This is a genomic window from Pantoea sp. SGAir0184, assembly GCF_043544755.1.
The window spans coordinates 1,939,273-1,953,971 of sequence record NZ_CP028050.1; the positions used below are offsets into that span (position 1 = coordinate 1,939,273).

At 57.4% G+C, this 14,699-nt stretch carries 14 protein-coding genes; 9 read left to right on the top strand and 5 right to left on the bottom strand.

Annotation, left to right across the window (positions count from 1 at the left end; translation table 11 throughout):
• Positions 1-205: 205 nt before the first annotated feature.
• The 4 genes from C1N60_RS09065 (at position 206) to ruvB (ending at position 3,295) form a co-directional block, all read left to right on the top strand.
• Positions 206-949: a YebC/PmpR family DNA-binding transcriptional regulator gene (locus C1N60_RS09065; protein ID WP_021509967.1), complete on the top strand. Its 744-nt coding sequence runs from the start codon at positions 206-208 to the stop codon at positions 947-949.
• Positions 950-985: 36 nt separating this feature from the next.
• Positions 986-1,513 carry a crossover junction endodeoxyribonuclease RuvC gene (gene ruvC / locus C1N60_RS09070; RefSeq protein WP_021509968.1) on the top strand — a complete coding sequence of 176 codons (528 nt, stop codon included), beginning with the start codon at positions 986-988 and terminating at the stop codon, positions 1,511-1,513.
• Positions 1,514-1,667: 154 nt separating this feature from the next.
• Entirely contained in the window at positions 1,668-2,282 is a 615-nt protein-coding gene (ruvA, locus tag C1N60_RS09075) for a Holliday junction branch migration protein RuvA (RefSeq protein ID WP_021509969.1), read from the top strand.
• Between the two features lie 8 nt (positions 2,283-2,290).
• Entirely contained in the window at positions 2,291-3,295 is a 1,005-nt protein-coding gene (gene ruvB, locus C1N60_RS09080) for a Holliday junction branch migration DNA helicase RuvB (RefSeq protein WP_021509970.1), read from the top strand.
• Positions 3,296-3,301: 6 nt separating this feature from the next.
• Here the strand turns inward: ruvB and znuB are convergent, their stop codons facing one another.
• Positions 3,302-4,087 (bottom strand): zinc ABC transporter permease subunit ZnuB, encoded by a 786-nt coding sequence (gene znuB, locus C1N60_RS09085; RefSeq protein WP_021509971.1) that lies wholly within the window; start codon positions 4,085-4,087, stop codon positions 3,302-3,304.
• Positions 4,084-4,839, bottom strand: a complete 756-nt coding sequence (gene znuC / locus C1N60_RS09090) for a zinc ABC transporter ATP-binding protein ZnuC (protein ID WP_058774752.1) — start codon at positions 4,837-4,839, stop codon at positions 4,084-4,086. Before znuC ends, znuB begins: the two co-directional genes overlap by 4 nt.
• 77 nt (positions 4,840-4,916) lie before the next feature.
• On the opposite strand from znuC, the gene znuA reads away from it, so the two are divergent.
• The 3 genes from znuA (at position 4,917) to lpxM (ending at position 8,333) form a co-directional block, all read left to right on the top strand.
• Positions 4,917-5,888 carry a zinc ABC transporter substrate-binding protein ZnuA gene (znuA, locus tag C1N60_RS09095; RefSeq protein WP_058757511.1) on the top strand — a complete coding sequence of 324 codons (972 nt, stop codon included), beginning with the start codon at positions 4,917-4,919 and terminating at the stop codon, positions 5,886-5,888.
• 14 nt (positions 5,889-5,902) lie between these two features.
• Complete coding sequence (gene mepM, locus C1N60_RS09100) at positions 5,903-7,231, top strand: murein DD-endopeptidase MepM (protein ID WP_031280193.1); 1,329 nt, start codon at positions 5,903-5,905, stop codon at positions 7,229-7,231.
• Positions 7,232-7,358: 127 nt separating this feature from the next.
• The gene (gene lpxM, locus C1N60_RS09105; protein WP_394521708.1) at positions 7,359-8,333 is read left to right on the top strand and encodes a lauroyl-Kdo(2)-lipid IV(A) myristoyltransferase; all 975 of its coding nucleotides are present in this window, start codon (positions 7,359-7,361) and stop codon (positions 8,331-8,333) included.
• A 44-nt stretch (positions 8,334-8,377) separates the two neighbouring features.
• Here the strand turns inward: lpxM and C1N60_RS09110 are convergent, their stop codons facing one another.
• From C1N60_RS09110 to C1N60_RS09120, 3 genes are all read right to left on the bottom strand, one after another.
• A complete protein-coding gene (locus tag C1N60_RS09110; RefSeq protein ID WP_127834161.1) occupies positions 8,378-9,613 on the bottom strand; it encodes an MFS transporter in 1,236 nt (411 codons plus the stop codon).
• A 92-nt stretch (positions 9,614-9,705) separates the two neighbouring features.
• Positions 9,706-11,148, bottom strand: a complete 1,443-nt coding sequence (pyk, locus tag C1N60_RS09115; protein ID WP_021509977.1) for a pyruvate kinase — start codon at positions 11,146-11,148, stop codon at positions 9,706-9,708.
• 107 nt (positions 11,149-11,255) lie between these two features.
• Positions 11,256-12,125, bottom strand: a complete 870-nt coding sequence (locus tag C1N60_RS09120) for a MurR/RpiR family transcriptional regulator (protein WP_031280194.1) — start codon at positions 12,123-12,125, stop codon at positions 11,256-11,258.
• 373 nt (positions 12,126-12,498) lie between these two features.
• Here C1N60_RS09120 and zwf point away from each other — a divergent pair, with 373 nt between their 5' ends.
• Positions 12,499-13,974, top strand: a complete 1,476-nt coding sequence (gene zwf / locus C1N60_RS09125) for a glucose-6-phosphate dehydrogenase (RefSeq protein ID WP_021509979.1) — start codon at positions 12,499-12,501, stop codon at positions 13,972-13,974.
• Between the two features lie 160 nt (positions 13,975-14,134).
• Complete coding sequence (locus C1N60_RS09130; protein ID WP_394521709.1) at positions 14,135-14,581, top strand: hypothetical protein; 447 nt, start codon at positions 14,135-14,137, stop codon at positions 14,579-14,581.
• The last annotated feature ends 118 nt before the right edge of the window (positions 14,582-14,699 follow it).

A 14,699-nucleotide genomic window follows, 5' to 3' on the forward strand; every position in this document is an offset into this window, starting at 1 on the left:
GTTAAATTACAGACATACGGTGTAAGTCGAAAGATTTGCACCGCTAAAATAGAACAGTCAGGCGTCATCGGCGCAGCAAGGTTGTTCACCGCCAGCGCACAGCAACCGGAGCGTACATGAGTACGTGAGGATTGCGCGCACTGCCGGGGAACAAGATTGCCAGCAAGATAGCCTGCACCCTGTTAAAGATCGGAGAATATGTAAGATGGCTGGACATAGTAAATGGGCGAATACAAAGCACCGCAAAGCGGCTCAGGACGCCAAGCGCGGTAAAATCTTCACCAAAATCATTCGCGAGCTGGTGACAGCGGCCAAGCTGGGCGGTGGCGATGCCGGCTCCAACCCGCGTTTGCGCGCAGCGATGGACAAAGCACTGTCCAACAACATGACGCGTGACACCATGAACCGTGCTATCGCGCGCGGCGTCGGCGGTGAAGATGACAGCAACATGGAAACCATCATCTATGAAGGTTACGGTCCGGGCGGCTCTGCGGTCATGGTGGAGTGTTTGAGTGATAACCGTAACCGTACCGTGGGCGAAGTGCGTCACGCCTTCAGCAAAACCGGCGGTAACCTCGGCACCGACGGTTCGGTATCTTACCTGTTCAGCAAGAAAGGCGTGATCTCCTTCGCGCCAGGCCAGGACGAAGATGCCGTGATGGAAGCGGCGCTGGAAGCCGGTGCAGAAGATGTCGTGAGCTATGACGATGGCGCGATTGACGTCTTTACCGCGTGGGAAGAGCTGGGCAGCGTGCGCGATGCACTGGAAGCCACTGGTCTGAAAGCCGACAGTGCTGAAGTGTCGATGATTCCATCAACCAAAGCGGAACTGGATGCCGAGACGGCTCCTAAACTGCTGCGTCTGATCGACATGCTGGAAGATTGTGATGATGTGCAGGAAGTTTACCATAACGGTGAAATTTCTGATGAGGTAGCGGAAACGCTGTAATGGCGTTACGCACCCCCTGCAATACGGAGACGCGCTATGGCGATAATACTCGGGATTGACCCCGGCTCGCGCGTCACCGGCTACGGTGTCATCCGCCAGACCGGCCGCCAGCTCAGCTATCTGGGCAGCGGCTGTATCCGCACTAACGTCACCGATCTGCCTTCCCGCCTCAAACTGATTTACGCTGGCGTCAGCGAAATCATCACCCAGTTCGCGCCGGATTACTTCGCCATTGAGCAGGTGTTTATGGCGAAGAACGCGGATTCGGCGCTCAAGCTGGGGCAGGCGCGTGGCGCGGCAATTGTCGCAGCAGTCAACCTTGATCTGCCGGTGTTTGAGTATGCGGCCCGTCAGGTGAAGCAGACGGTAACCGGCATCGGTAGCGCGGAAAAAAGCCAGGTGCAGCACATGGTGCGCACGCTGCTCAAACTGCCGGCCAATCCGCAGGCGGATGCCGCCGATGCGCTGGCCATCGCCATCACCCATTGCCACGTCAGCCAGAATGCGGCGCGCATGAGCGACAGCAAACTGGTGCTGACGCGCGGACGTTTGCGATCCGGTTAGCAAAAGCGTGGCCATTCAATAGGCTGGATATGCATCCAGCCTTTTTTATGATATACATAGCCGACATTTTACCTCCAGCAGGCGCGCGGTTTAGCGCGGTGTGGCAGGAGGCCGATGATTCAGACGCTTACACATACACTAAGGAATTGCTCAGGTGATTGGTCGTTTACGAGGCATTATTCTGGAAAAACAGCCGCCGCTGGTGCTGATTGAGGCGCACGGTGTGGGTTACGAAGTGCACCTGCCAATGACCTGCTTTTACGAGCTGCCGGACATCAACCAGGAAGCGATTATCTTCACCCAGTTTGTGGTGCGGGAAGATGCGCAGCTGCTGTTCGGGTTTAACAGTAAGCAGGAGCGGGCGCTGTTCCGTGAGCTGATCAAAGTCAACGGCGTCGGGCCCAAACTGGCACTGGCGATTCTTTCCGGCATGTCAGCGCAGCAGTTTGTCACGGCGGTGGAGCGCGAAGAGATCGCCTCGCTGGTGAAGCTGCCGGGCGTGGGCAAGAAAACCGCTGAGCGTCTGGTGGTTGAGATGAAAGATCGCTTCAAAGGTATGCACGGCGACCTGTTTGGCGGCGACTCGGCGTTTACCCTGACCACACCGTCGGCACAGCAGGATAACAATGACGCCGAGGCTGAAGCAGTTGCGGCGCTGGTAGCGCTGGGTTATAAACCGCAGGAAGCCAGCCGTATGGTCAGCAAGGTTGGCAAACCAGATGCGGATTGTGAAACCCTGATTCGCGAAGCCCTGCGCGCTGCTATTTGAGGTAATGCATGATTGAAGCCGACCGCCTGGTCTCGGGCAGTTCTTTCACTGAGGAAGAGAGCCTCGACCGCGCTATTCGCCCCAAACTGCTGACGGAATATGTCGGGCAGCCGCAGGTGCGCGAGCAGATGGAGATTTTCATCCAGGCCGCCAAACTGCGCGGCGATGCGCTGGACCACCTGTTGATCTTTGGTCCGCCCGGGCTGGGTAAAACCACGCTGGCCAACATCGTGGCCAATGAGATGGGCGTCAATCTGCGCACCACATCCGGTCCGGTGCTGGAGAAGGCCGGTGACCTGGCGGCGATGCTCACCAACCTTGAACCGCACGACGTCTTGTTTATCGATGAAATTCATCGCCTGTCGCCGGTAGTGGAAGAGGTGCTGTATCCGGCGATGGAAGATTATCAGCTGGATATCATGATCGGCGACGGACCCGCAGCGCGCTCGATCAAACTGGATTTGCCGCCGTTTACCCTGATTGGTGCCACCACCCGCGCAGGCTCGCTCACCTCACCGCTGCGCGATCGCTTTGGGATTGTGCAGCGCCTGGAGTTCTACAATGTGCCGGATCTGCAGCACATCGTCGGACGCAGTGCCGCCTGCCTGGGGCTAACGCTGAGCGAAGAGGGCGCGCTGGAAGTGGCGCGCCGTGCGCGCGGTACGCCGCGTATCGCCAACCGCCTGCTGCGCCGTGTACGTGACTTCGCCGAAGTGCGCGCCAGTGGCAACATGAGTGGCGAAGTGGCCGCCAGCGCGCTGGATATGCTCAATGTGGACAATCAGGGCTTCGACTATATGGACCGCAAGCTGCTGCTGGCGATCATCGACAAGTTCATGGGCGGTCCGGTGGGGCTGGATAATCTGGCGGCGGCGATTGGTGAGGAGCGTGAAACCATCGAGGACGTTATCGAACCCTTCCTGATCCAGCAGGGCTTTATTCAGCGCACGCCGCGCGGCCGGATGGCCACGCAGCACGCCTATAAGCATTTCGGCATCAGCCGCGAAGAGTAACCGGCGTCACGCCGCCGGTTTTTTTGCCATGCTGATAATGAACAGTACCGCAGCACACAGCACCACCGACGGACCGGCCGGGGTGTCGTAGCTGGCAGAGAAGGTCAGGCCACCGGTGACGGCTATGATACCGATAAGCACCGCAAAGCCGGCCATCTGTTCTGGCGAACGCGAGAAGCGTCGTGCCGTGGCGGCCGGAATGATCAGCAGTGAAGTAATGATCAGCGCGCCAACAAATTTCATCGCCACACCAATGGTCAGCGCGGTTACCAGCATCAGCATCAGGCGGGTACGCTGAATGTTTACGCCGTCTACCTGCGCCAGCTCCGGACTGATGGTCATCGACAGCAGCGAACGCCACTGCCACGCCATCACCACCAGCACGATTGCCACGCCGCCCGCCATCAGCGACAAATCGTCCGGGGTGATCGCCAGCAAATCGCCAAACAGATAGGCCATCAAATCAACGCGCACGCCCTGCATCAGACTGACCACCACCAGACCCAGCGAAAGCGCGCTGTGCGCCATGATCCCTAACAGCGTGTCGATCGCCAGATGCGGGCGTCGCTCCAGCCAGACCAGCCCGAGCGCCAGACAGACGGTGACCAGAATCACCGCATAATAGGGGTTCACATTCAGCAGCAGACCAAACGCCACGCCGAGCAATGACGCGTGGGCGAGGGTATCGCCGAAATAGGACATCCGGCGCCAGACGACAAAAGAGCCGAGCGGACCGGCCGCCAGGGCCAGCAATACGCCGCCCAGCCAGCCGGGTAATAACAGTTCAATCATGACGGGCCGTTTCCTTTGCGCAGAACAATGCGTCCCTGTAAATCGTGACGGTGATTATGGTGATGACGGTAGATCGCCAGCTGCTGTGCGCCGCGCGGGCCAAACATGGCGATGAATTCCGGGTGCTGCGAGACGGCTTCCGGCGTGCCGGAACAGCAGATGTGATGGTTGAGGCACAGCACTTCGTCGGTCTTTGCCATCACCAGATGCAGGTCGTGCGACACCATCAGCACGCCGCAGTTGAGCTCGCGTCGCAGTTGATCGATCAAGTCGTAGAGCGCCACCTGGCCGTTCACATCCACGCCCTGCGTCGGTTCGTCCAGTACCAGCAGCTGCGGCTGGTTGAGCAGGGCGCGCGCCAGCAGCACGCGCTGCGTTTCGCCACCAGACAGTTTTTGCAGCGGTGACTGCAGCAGATGGCCGGCCTGCACCCGCTTCAGCGCCGGCAGAATATCGTCACGGCGACTGCCGCGCGTCAGACGCATAAAGCGCTCTACGCTGATCGGCAGCGTCGGATCGATGTGCAGCTTTTGCGGTACATAGCCAATACGCAGCCCCGGCGCGCGGCGGACGCTGCCGCTGTCTGGCGTGAGCAGGCCGAGTACCGTGCGCACCAGCGTGGACTTGCCGGCTCCGTTGGGACCTAGCAGGGTGAGAATTTTGCCCGGCTGCAGCGACAGGCTGATGCCTGCCAGCACCGCACGCTGGCCAAACTTCACCGAAATGTTTTCGAGTGTAACAAGTGACGACATGATATTTACGGGTTGCATTGAATTTCGAATGTTATAATATCACATTCCATCACCTGGTCACGATGGAATGACGCATTATGTTACACAATAAAAAGCGCCTGGCTTTTACCCTTTCTGCGGCGACGTTAAGCCTCGCCACCACGTTTTCCGCGCAGTCTGCGGTGGTGGCTTCAATCAAGCCTCTCGGATTTATCGCAGCCGCCATTGCCGATGGCATTACGCCGGTTGAAGTATTGCTGCCGGACGGTGCCTCAGAGCACGATTATGCCTTACGGCCATCCGATGTAAAACGTATTAAAAACGCTGACTTAGTAGTATGGACCGGTCCGGAGATGGAAGCCTTTCTGACGAAGTCCGCCGGGGAGTTACCGGCCAGTAAGAACCTCGAAATTGCCGCCTTGCCTGGCGTAAAACCGCTATTGATTAGCGGCGGTGAAGATGAGGACGAACATGAGCACGGTCACGATCACGACCATGACTCAGACAATTCTGAGAACCAGGACCCGTCTCATACTCATCATCACCACGGCGAGTTTAATATGCACCTGTGGATGTCGCCGGAGATTGCGAAACAATCTGCTGTTGCAATCCACGGAAAATTATTGGAACTTATGCCGCAAAGCAAAGCCAAACTTGACGCCAACCTGCAGCAGTTTGAGGCACAATTGGCGGACACAGACAAACGGATTGGCGCACAACTCGCGCCGGTACGGAACAAGGGTTATTTCGTTTTTCACGACGCTTACAGCTACTTTGAGAAACATTACGGTTTATCACCATTAGGTCATTTTACCGTCAATCCTGAGATCCAGCCGGGCGCCCAGCGTTTACATCAAATACGAACACAGTTGGTTGAGCAGAAAGCAGTCTGCGTTTTTGCTGAACCACAATTCAGGCCGGCGGTCATCGATGCCGTGTCTCGCGGAACCAGCGTGCGTAAAGGCACCCTCGACCCGTTAGGCATGGGAATCAGCTTAACCAAAGACAGCTACGTGAAATTCCTCTCACAGCTGTCAAGCCAGTATGCGAGCTGCCTGAATGGAGCATAGAGGAATAGGTAAAAGTGCAGCAGATAGCCCGCTCTGTCGCCCTCGCATTTAATAATTTGCCGCGCCCCCACCGCGTTATGCTGGGGTCACTCACCGTTGTTACACTGGCCGTCGCTGTCTGGCGGCCTTACGTCTATCATCCCCGCGATGTTGCGCCCATCGTGAAAGACATCACCCTCGACAAAAACGAGCTGCGCACGCTGCTGCCGGAAGCCAGTGAACCGATCGATCAAACCACGGCGGAACCGGAAGACGAGATCCCGTCGGATGACATCGATAAAGACGTGCCGGTCAATCCCGATCAGCATGACTACACCGTTTCCTCAGGCGATACGCTGAGCAGCGCGCTTAATCAGTACGGTATCGATCTCGGTGACATCAACGCGCTGGTCAGCAGCGACAAGAGTTTGCGTAATCTGCGCGTGGGGCAGCAACTGAGCTGGACGCTGGATGCTGATGGCGCGCTGCAGGACTTCACCTGGGAGATCGATCGGCGTGAAACCCGCACCTATGCGCGTCAGCCGAACGGCAGCTTTAAGATGCAGCAGGAGATGCAGAAGGGTGAATGGCAGAACAGCGTTCTGAAAGGCGAAGTGCGCGGCAGTTTCGCCGCCAGCGCCCAGCGCGCCGGCCTGACCAGCGCCGAAACCAGCAGCGTGATTAAAGCCATGCAGTGGCAGATGGATTTCCGCAAACTGCGCGCCGGCGATGACTTTAGCGTACTGATGTCGCGCGAGATGCTGGACGGTAAAAGTGCGCAGAGCCAGCTACTCGGCGTGCGCCTGCGCACCGGCGGTAAAGATTACTACGCGTTCCGCGCGGAAGACGGCAAGTTCTACGACCGCAACGGCTCCGGTCTTGCGCGGGGCTTCATGCGCTTCCCGACGGTCAAGCAGTACCGTGTCTCGTCAAACTTCAATCCGCGCCGCCTCAATCCGGTGACCGGGCGCATCGCGCCGCACAAAGGCGTCGATTTTGCGCTGCCGATTGGTACGCCTGTGCTGGCTGTCGGCGATGGCGAAGTGGTGATCGCGAAAAACGGCGGAGCCGCCGGCAACTACGTCGCGATCCGTCACGGTCGCCAGTACATGACCCGCTACATGCATCTGAGCAAAGCGCTGGTGAAACCGGGACAGAAAGTGAAACGCGGCGATCGCATCGCGCTTTCCGGTAACACCGGTCGCTCTACCGGACCGCATCTGCATTATGAAGTGTGGATCAACAACCAGGCGGTCAACCCGCTGACGGCGAAGCTGCCGCGCATGGAAGGGCTGACTGGTAAAGATCGCAGCACCTATCTGGCGCAGGTGAAGAGTTATCTGCCACAGCTGACGCTGAAATAACGTTAATTTCCGGGCAAACGCGCAAAAACCGACGGATTCTTCGTCGGTTTTTTGCTATCTGGCCTGTGAAGATTGCAAAATTACCTGCCGTCACTATTATTGAGCCGTCATTGTCAGAGGCGAGTGCATGGAAACCCGAAAAAAAAATAACAGTGAGTTTATTCCCGTTTTTCAACGTTCTTTTTTAAAGCCGAAATACTGGGGCAGCTGGCTGGCGATTGGTGCGCTGGCCGGTATGGCGATGCTGCCGGCCAGGGTGCGCGATCCGGTGCTGGGCGGGCTGGGTAAGTTTGCCGGCAAGCTGGCGAAAAGTGCGCGCCGCCGTGCGCTGATCAATCTCTACTATTGCCTGCCGGAGCTTAGCGAAGCGCAGCGCGAAGAGATTGCTGATCGTATGTTTGCCACCGCACCGCAGGCGATGGTGATGATGGCCGAGCTGGGGATGCGTAATCCTGAACGCGTGCGCCAGCGCGTTGAGTGGCACGGCCGCGAGATCATCACGGCGCTGCAGGAGAATCATGAGAACGTGATTTTCCTCGTGCCGCACGGCTGGGGCGTGGATATTCCGGCGATGCTGCTGGCCTCGGAAGGTCAGATGATGGCGGCGATGTTCCACAATCAAAGCGATCCGCTGATGGATTATATCTGGAACACCGTGCGTCGCCGTTTTGGTGGCCGCATGCACGCGCGCAACGACGGCATCAAACCGTTTATCGCCTCGGTGCGTCAGGGCTATTACGGCTACTATCTGCCGGACCAGGATCACGGTGCTGAGCACAGCGAGTTTGTCGATTTCTTTGCTACCTATAAAGCGACATTGCCGGCAGTCGGGCGTCTGATGAAAGTGTGCCGCGCGCGCGTAGTGCCGCTGTTCCCGGTGTATAACAGCGCGACGCACAAGCTGGAGATTTTCGTGCGCCCGCCGATGGACGATTTGCTGGATGCCGATAACACCACGCTGGCGCGGCGCATGAACGAAGAGGTGGAAATCTTCGTGCGCCCGCATCCGGAGCAGTACACATGGATTCTCAAACTGCTGAAGACGCGTAAAGAAGGGGATATTGAGCCTTACGCGCGAAAGGATTTATACCCGCGTAAATAGCTAACGCGTGCTGAACCGTGCCGCCCGGCACGGTTCATCATCACTTATTCTACGCTCGTCAGGCGACTGCGCCGCTTGCGCTCGCGCAGGAACAGCGTCACCAGGCCAAACCACAACACGCCGGCGACGAAGTTGATCGCGCTGAACCACGGCGTACCGCCGCTGAAATAACCGCTTTTTGCCACTTCAATCCCTGCCGCCAGCGTCAGAATGCTGATCATCCCCAGCATCGCGGCGATGCTGCCTTTACCTTCGCTGCTGGAATAGAGCGTCAGCCGGTACAGCCCGGCGTTGACCATCCCGGCACCAAACGCATACAGGCTAAGGCCGGCGGTGAGCAGCAGGTAACTGTGGCTGTTGAGCAGGTTCGCCACCAGTGCGATGCTCAGGCCGAGCAGAATCGGCCAGGCGGCAAATTTAACCGGTTGCTCGATGGCCACGCGTCCCGCCAGTTTGCCCAGCGTCAGGTTACCGGCGATCATCGCCAGAAATACCGGTAATTGCAGCAATGCGTACTGCAGGCGGGATAAGCCCTCTTCATGCATCAGAATCACCGGCGACAGCGCCACCCAGGTAAGAATCGGGATGAACACCAGGCCGATAGCGAAGGAGCCGTACATCACCTGCTTATCGCGCGTCAGCCGTCCGTAGCCGCGCGCCAGGTTCGGTAACGCAATGGAGTGGCTGCGATCGCCGGCGGTTTCCGGCATGATGCGCCACAGCACCACAAACGCCAGCAGGCTGCAAACCGCAAACAGCCAGAACATGCTGCGCCATTCGCCCACCGTTAGCCAGGCGGCACCGGCCAGCGGACCCGCCAGCGGTGCCAGCAGCGCCACGTTAGCCATCAGCGCCATCATGCGCACAGCTAACGCCTCGTCAAACGCCTCCTGCACTGCGGCATAGCTTACTGCGCCAATGAAGCACAGGCTGATGCCCTGGATAAAGCGCAGCGTAACGAACTGCTCGATGTTGCTCACCCAGGTGGTGAGAACACAGGCGGCGGCAAAGAACAGAATGCCGAACAGCAACACCGGACGCCGGCCATATTTATCCGACAGCGGACCGAGCAGCCACTGCAGCACCACGCCGCCCATCAGATAGGCAGTGAGTGAGGTGGATACCCATTCCGGGCCGACGTTAAACTCGGCGGTGACCAGCAGCATGCCGGGCTGAATCATGTCATGGGCGATGTAGGTCGCGAACTCAAACAGCACCAGCGCGAGCGGAAACAGCAGCACGCGCCCGGTGAGTTGACTGATGGGTTGATAGCGGGCCATCTGGCCTCCTTGTCAGTGAAAAATAAAACGCGACTGCCAGGCAGTCGCGTTTGTCCATGTTGTTACAGCCGCTGTCAGGAGGTGCGTAAAACTCAGTCTACGCGCAGGACACGGCTGGTGTTGGTGGTGCCGGTGGTCGCCATCACGTCGCCCTGGGTGACAATCACCAGATCGCCGGAGACGAGGAACCCTTTGTCGCGCAGCAGATTAACCGCATCGTGCGCGGCGGCGACACCATCGTTGTTGCTGTCAAAGAACACCGGCGTCACGCCACGGTACAGCGCGGTCAGGTTCAGGGTACGTTCATGACGTGACATTGCGAAGATCGGCAGACCCGAAGTGATGCGCGACGTCATCAGTGCGGTACGGCCAGATTCGGTCATGGTAATGATGGCCGACACGCCCTGCAAATGGTTAGCGGCGTACATCGCCGACATGGCAATCGCTTCTTCGATGTTGTCGAACTGCACGTCCAGGCGGTGTTTGGATACGTTCACGCTTGGAATTTTTTCCGCGCCAAGACACACCTTCGCCATCGCCGACACGGTTTCCGCCGGATACTGACCGGCCGCCGTTTCCGCCGACAGCATCACCGCATCGGTGCCGTCCAGCACGGCGTTTGCCACATCCATCACTTCCGCGCGGGTCGGCATCGGATTGGTGATCATCGACTCCATCATCTGGGTAGCAGTAATGATGGTGCGGTTCAGCTGACGCGCGCGACGAATCAATGCTTTCTGAATGCCCACCAGCTCCGGATCGCCAATTTCCACGCCGAGATCGCCACGCGCCACCATCACCACGTCGGAGGCCAGGATGATGTCGTCCATCGCTTCCTGCGTTGCCACCGCTTCAGCGCGCTCCACTTTCGCCACCAGTTTGGCGTCGCAGCCGGCATCGCGTGCCAGACGGCGCGCGTAGTTCATGTCTTCGCCGTTACGCGGGAAGGAGACCGCCAGATAGTCGACGCCAATTTTCGCCGCGGTAATGATATCCAGCTTATCTTTTTCGGTCAGCGCTTCAGCCGACAGGCCGCCGCCGAGCTTGTTGATGCCTTTATTGTTGGAGAGCGGGCCGCCGACAGTCACTTCGGTGAACACTTTCACCCCCTGAACTTCCAGCACCTTCAGCTGCACACGACCGTCATCCAGCAGCAGGATATCGCCCGGCACCACATCTTCCGGCAGGCCTTTATAGTCGATACCGACTTTCTCTTTGTCGCCTTCGCCTTTGCTCAGGTTGGCATCCAGCAGGAAGCGGTCACCGACATTGAGGAAAACTTTGCCTTCCTTGAAGGTTGATACGCGAATTTTAGGGCCTTGCAGATCGCCAAGAATGGCGACGTGGCGACCGAGTTTGGCCGCAATCTGCCGCACTTTATCGGCGCGCAGTTGATGATCTTCCGGGGTGCCGTGGGAGAAATTGAGTCGCACAACGTTAGCGCCCGCCGCGATGATTTTTTCGAGGTTGTTGTCGCGATCGGTGGCTGGGCCGAGGGTTGTAACGATCTTGGTTCTTCTGAGACGTCTGGACATGAAGGACTCCGTTGACAAAGTATCGTGTCGATCACAAGTGACACGCAATGGTCACTCATTCTATATGATCGAAGGGCTGTGATTCGACTCACATTGTGAATGTGATGTTAATTATTTTGCTGTGCACGTGATTCCGGTGCCGGCTTTTCGAGGCGCGATGCTTTTAGTGCCTCTTTTACCCGTTTGAGATTCTCGCGGAAAGCGGTACCGCGCTCCAGGGTAAAACCGGTTGCCAGCACGTCAACCACGGTGAGCTGCGCCAGGCGGGAAACCATCGGCAGATAGATGTCGGTATCTTCCGGTACATCCAGCGTCAGCGCCAGCGTGGCTTCATCTGCCAGCGGCGATCCGGGCGAGGTGATAGCCAGCACGGTGGAAGCGTTTACACGCGCCAGGCGAGCCAGTTCTATCATATTTTTGGTGCGGCCAGTATGCGATATCAGAACAAACACGTCATTTGGTCCACTATTTATGCAACTCATGCGCTGGATCACAATATCCTCGGACCAGATGACCGGCAGATTAAAACGCAGAAATTTATTGGTGGCATCATGCGCCACCACCGCCGAGGCGCCCAGACCAAAGAAGGCTACTTTATGCGCCTGCGATAATGCCTGTACCGCCTGAGCCACCACCTGCATATCCAGTTGCTGACGCACGCGGCTGAGTCCCGCCAGCGCGGAATCAAAAATCTTGTGACTGTAGCGTTCTACGCTGTCATTTTCTTCGACATCGCGACTAACCCAGCTCGGCCCTTTGGCCAGACTCTGTGCCAGCTGCAGCTTGAAATCGGGAAAGCCGCGCGTGCCCATGCGGTGACAGAAGCGGTTCACCGTCGGTTCGCTGACCTGCGCCGCCTGGGCCAGCGTGGCAATGCTCGAGTGCATCGCCTGCTGCGGCGCGGCCAGAATCTGTTCTGCCACTTTGCGTTCTGATTTGCTCAGCGCGGCCAGCTGCGCCTGTATTTGATCCAGCATGTTGTTAACCCGATGACCATCAATCACTTTTTTGCGTTCACCCGTGCGTGAAATCGCTGCCAATTATGCGGAATATACCGTGTAATAGCCTGACGTACGCAGCGGCGGACAAATGTAACCGCGCTTTTTTTGTCATACTTTGATCGCTGCCGGGTTTTCGCCCGACAAACATCGAAACAGAAAAAGGCGCGTTAGCGCACTTCGCAACACGTTAAATGCGCCCCGGCGGTGCAGGATAATCACCTGTAACCGACCGCAGCCGGGTTGTCCTGGCGCGGTGAAAAAAGTACATTGTGCTGTAAGAAAATTACAATAAGGACCCGGCAGGATGAGGACGCTCAGGCCGGGTATATCCTGCAACGAGGAGAGGAAAATGGCGGTAACACAAACAGCCCAGGCATGCGATCTGGTGATTTTCGGTGCCAAAGGCGATCTTGCACGCCGGAAACTGTTGCCTTCACTGTATCAGCTGGAGAAAGCCGGTCAGATTCACGATACCACGCGCATTATTGGCGTGGGTCGCGCGGAGTGGGACAAAGAGGCCTACACCAAAGTGGTGCGTGAAGCGCTGGAAACCTTCATGAAGGAGAAGATTGACGAAGCGCTGTGGGACAAACTCAGCGGCCGTCTCGACTTCTGCAACCTCGACGTTAACGACACCTCGCACTTCTCGAAACTGGGCAAGATGCTGGATCAGAAAAACCGCGTCACCATCAACTACTTTGCCATGCCGCCGAGCACCTTTGGCGCCATCTGTGAAGGCCTGGGCGCCGCTAAACTCAACGCCAAACCGGCGCGCGTGGTGATGGAGAAGCCGCTTGGCACCTCGCTGGAGACCTCGCAGGAGATTAACGACAGCGTCGGTAAATTCTTCGATGAAAGCCAGGTGTTCCGTATCGACCATTATCTCGGTAAAGAGACGGTGCTCAACCTGCTGGCGCTGCGTTTTGCCAACTCGATTTTCGTCAATAACTGGGACAACCGCACCATCGACCACGTGCAGATCACCGTGGCGGAAGAGGTGGGTATCGAAGGCCGCTGGGGTTACTTCGACAAAGCCGGCCAGATGCGTGACATGATCCAGAACCACCTGCTGCAGATCCTCACCATGATCGCCATGTCGCCGCCGTCCGATCTCAGCGCTGACGCGATTCGTGATGAGAAAGTGAAAGTGCTGCGTTCGCTGCGCCGCATCGACCAGACCAACGTGCGCGAGAAAACCGTACGCGGTCAGTACACTGCCGGTTTTGTGCAGGGCAAAAAAGTGCCGGGCTACCTGGAAGAAGAGGGGGCTAACAAGCAGAGCAGCACCGAAACCTTCGTCGCCATCCGCGTGGATATCGATAACTGGCGCTGGGCGGGCGTGCCTTTCTACCTGCGCACCGGTAAGCGTCTGCCGACCAAGTGCTCAGAAGTGGTGGTGTACTTCAAAAACCCGGAAATGAACCTGTTTAAGGACTCTTACGCTGAACTGCCGCAGAACAAGCTGACGATTCGTCTGCAGCCGGACGAGGGCGTGGATATTGAGATCCTCAACAAGGTGCCGGGTCTCGATCACAAGCATAAGCTGCAGACCACCAAGCTGGATCTGAGCTACTCCGAAACCTTCAATCAGTCGCATCTGGCGGATGCCTATGAGCGTCTGTTGCTGGAAACCATGCGCGGCATTCAGGCACTGTTTGTGCGCCGCGATGAAGTTGAAGCGGCGTGGACCTATGTCGATTCAATTATTGAAGCGTGGAATGCGGATGGCGACGCCTCCAAACCGTATCAGGCTGGCACCTGGGGACCGGTCGCCTCGGTAGCGATGATCACCCGCGACGGCCGTTCGTGGAACGAGTTTGAATAACCGGTCCTGCATCGCTGACTGAGAAGTTTATATTTACGCCCCTGCGCTGTTCGCCAGGGGCGTTTTGTTTTCAATCAGCAGGGTTTATCCTGGTCGCCATTAATGGCAACCCTACAGAATGGTGCGCAATGATGCGCAAATGATAATGCTAAGGAAACGTATGGAAACGCTATTGCGCAATAAATGGAGTTCTGTCGGTATGCTGCTGGGGGCCATAGCATTCATGCTGGTTGCAGTTCACTTTACTATCGGCCCGTTCCAACATCGTCCCTCAATTGAGCAGGTGGTAGCAGAACAGGTTGCCGCAGTGAAGAAAGGTGTTCTTGCCGGACTAAAAGGGGAGAACGTGCAAAGCTCTACATCGAAAGCCAGCAAGATGGACATCGATGGGCTGCTTACCATTACGGATGTCGTGCTGGCGGCTATTGCCCTGCTGCTGGCCGCGTTTGGTGGTATGCGCAAAGAGAGCCGCTGGAGTGTTTACGGCGCGCTGTTTTTCGCAGGGGCCACTCTGACGTTCCATGCCATCGTGGCTGGTATGGCTCTGGTCAGTGCACTGGTGTTTTTATTAATTGTTTTATCGGTTGTCTCACTGGTGCTGGGTTAAAACTGCAGACGCAGGCATCAGGCTCAACTTGCGAGCGGATACAGGTCATCACCAAAATGAACCGCGGTTTCAAAAATTGATGATATCCAATAGACGTCCGTCCGGCCGATCTTGTATG

Excerpts from the sequence above, each read along its gene's own strand:
- C1N60_RS09065 (WP_021509967.1), top strand. The coding sequence starts at position 206 with ATGGCTGGACATAGTAAATGGGCGAATACAAAGCACCGCAAAGCGGCT.
- ruvC (WP_021509968.1), top strand. The coding sequence starts at position 986 with ATGGCGATAATACTCGGGATTGACCCCGGCTCGCGCGTCACCGGCTAC.
- ruvB (WP_021509970.1), top strand. The coding sequence starts at position 2,291 with ATGATTGAAGCCGACCGCCTGGTCTCGGGCAGTTCTTTCACTGAGGAA.
- znuB (WP_021509971.1), bottom strand. The coding sequence starts at position 4,087 with ATGATTGAACTGTTATTACCCGGCTGGCTGGGCGGCGTATTGCTGGCC.
- znuC (WP_058774752.1), bottom strand. The coding sequence starts at position 4,839 with ATGTCGTCACTTGTTACACTCGAAAACATTTCGGTGAAGTTTGGCCAG.
- znuA (WP_058757511.1), top strand. The coding sequence starts at position 4,917 with ATGTTACACAATAAAAAGCGCCTGGCTTTTACCCTTTCTGCGGCGACG.
- lpxM (WP_394521708.1), top strand. The coding sequence starts at position 7,359 with ATGGAAACCCGAAAAAAAAATAACAGTGAGTTTATTCCCGTTTTTCAA.
- C1N60_RS09110 (WP_127834161.1), bottom strand. The coding sequence starts at position 9,613 with ATGGCCCGCTATCAACCCATCAGTCAACTCACCGGGCGCGTGCTGCTG.
- pyk (WP_021509977.1), bottom strand. The coding sequence starts at position 11,148 with ATGTCCAGACGTCTCAGAAGAACCAAGATCGTTACAACCCTCGGCCCA.
- C1N60_RS09120 (WP_031280194.1), bottom strand. The coding sequence starts at position 12,125 with ATGCTGGATCAAATACAGGCGCAGCTGGCCGCGCTGAGCAAATCAGAA.
- zwf (WP_021509979.1), top strand. The coding sequence starts at position 12,499 with ATGGCGGTAACACAAACAGCCCAGGCATGCGATCTGGTGATTTTCGGT.
- C1N60_RS09130 (WP_394521709.1), top strand. The coding sequence starts at position 14,135 with ATGGAAACGCTATTGCGCAATAAATGGAGTTCTGTCGGTATGCTGCTG.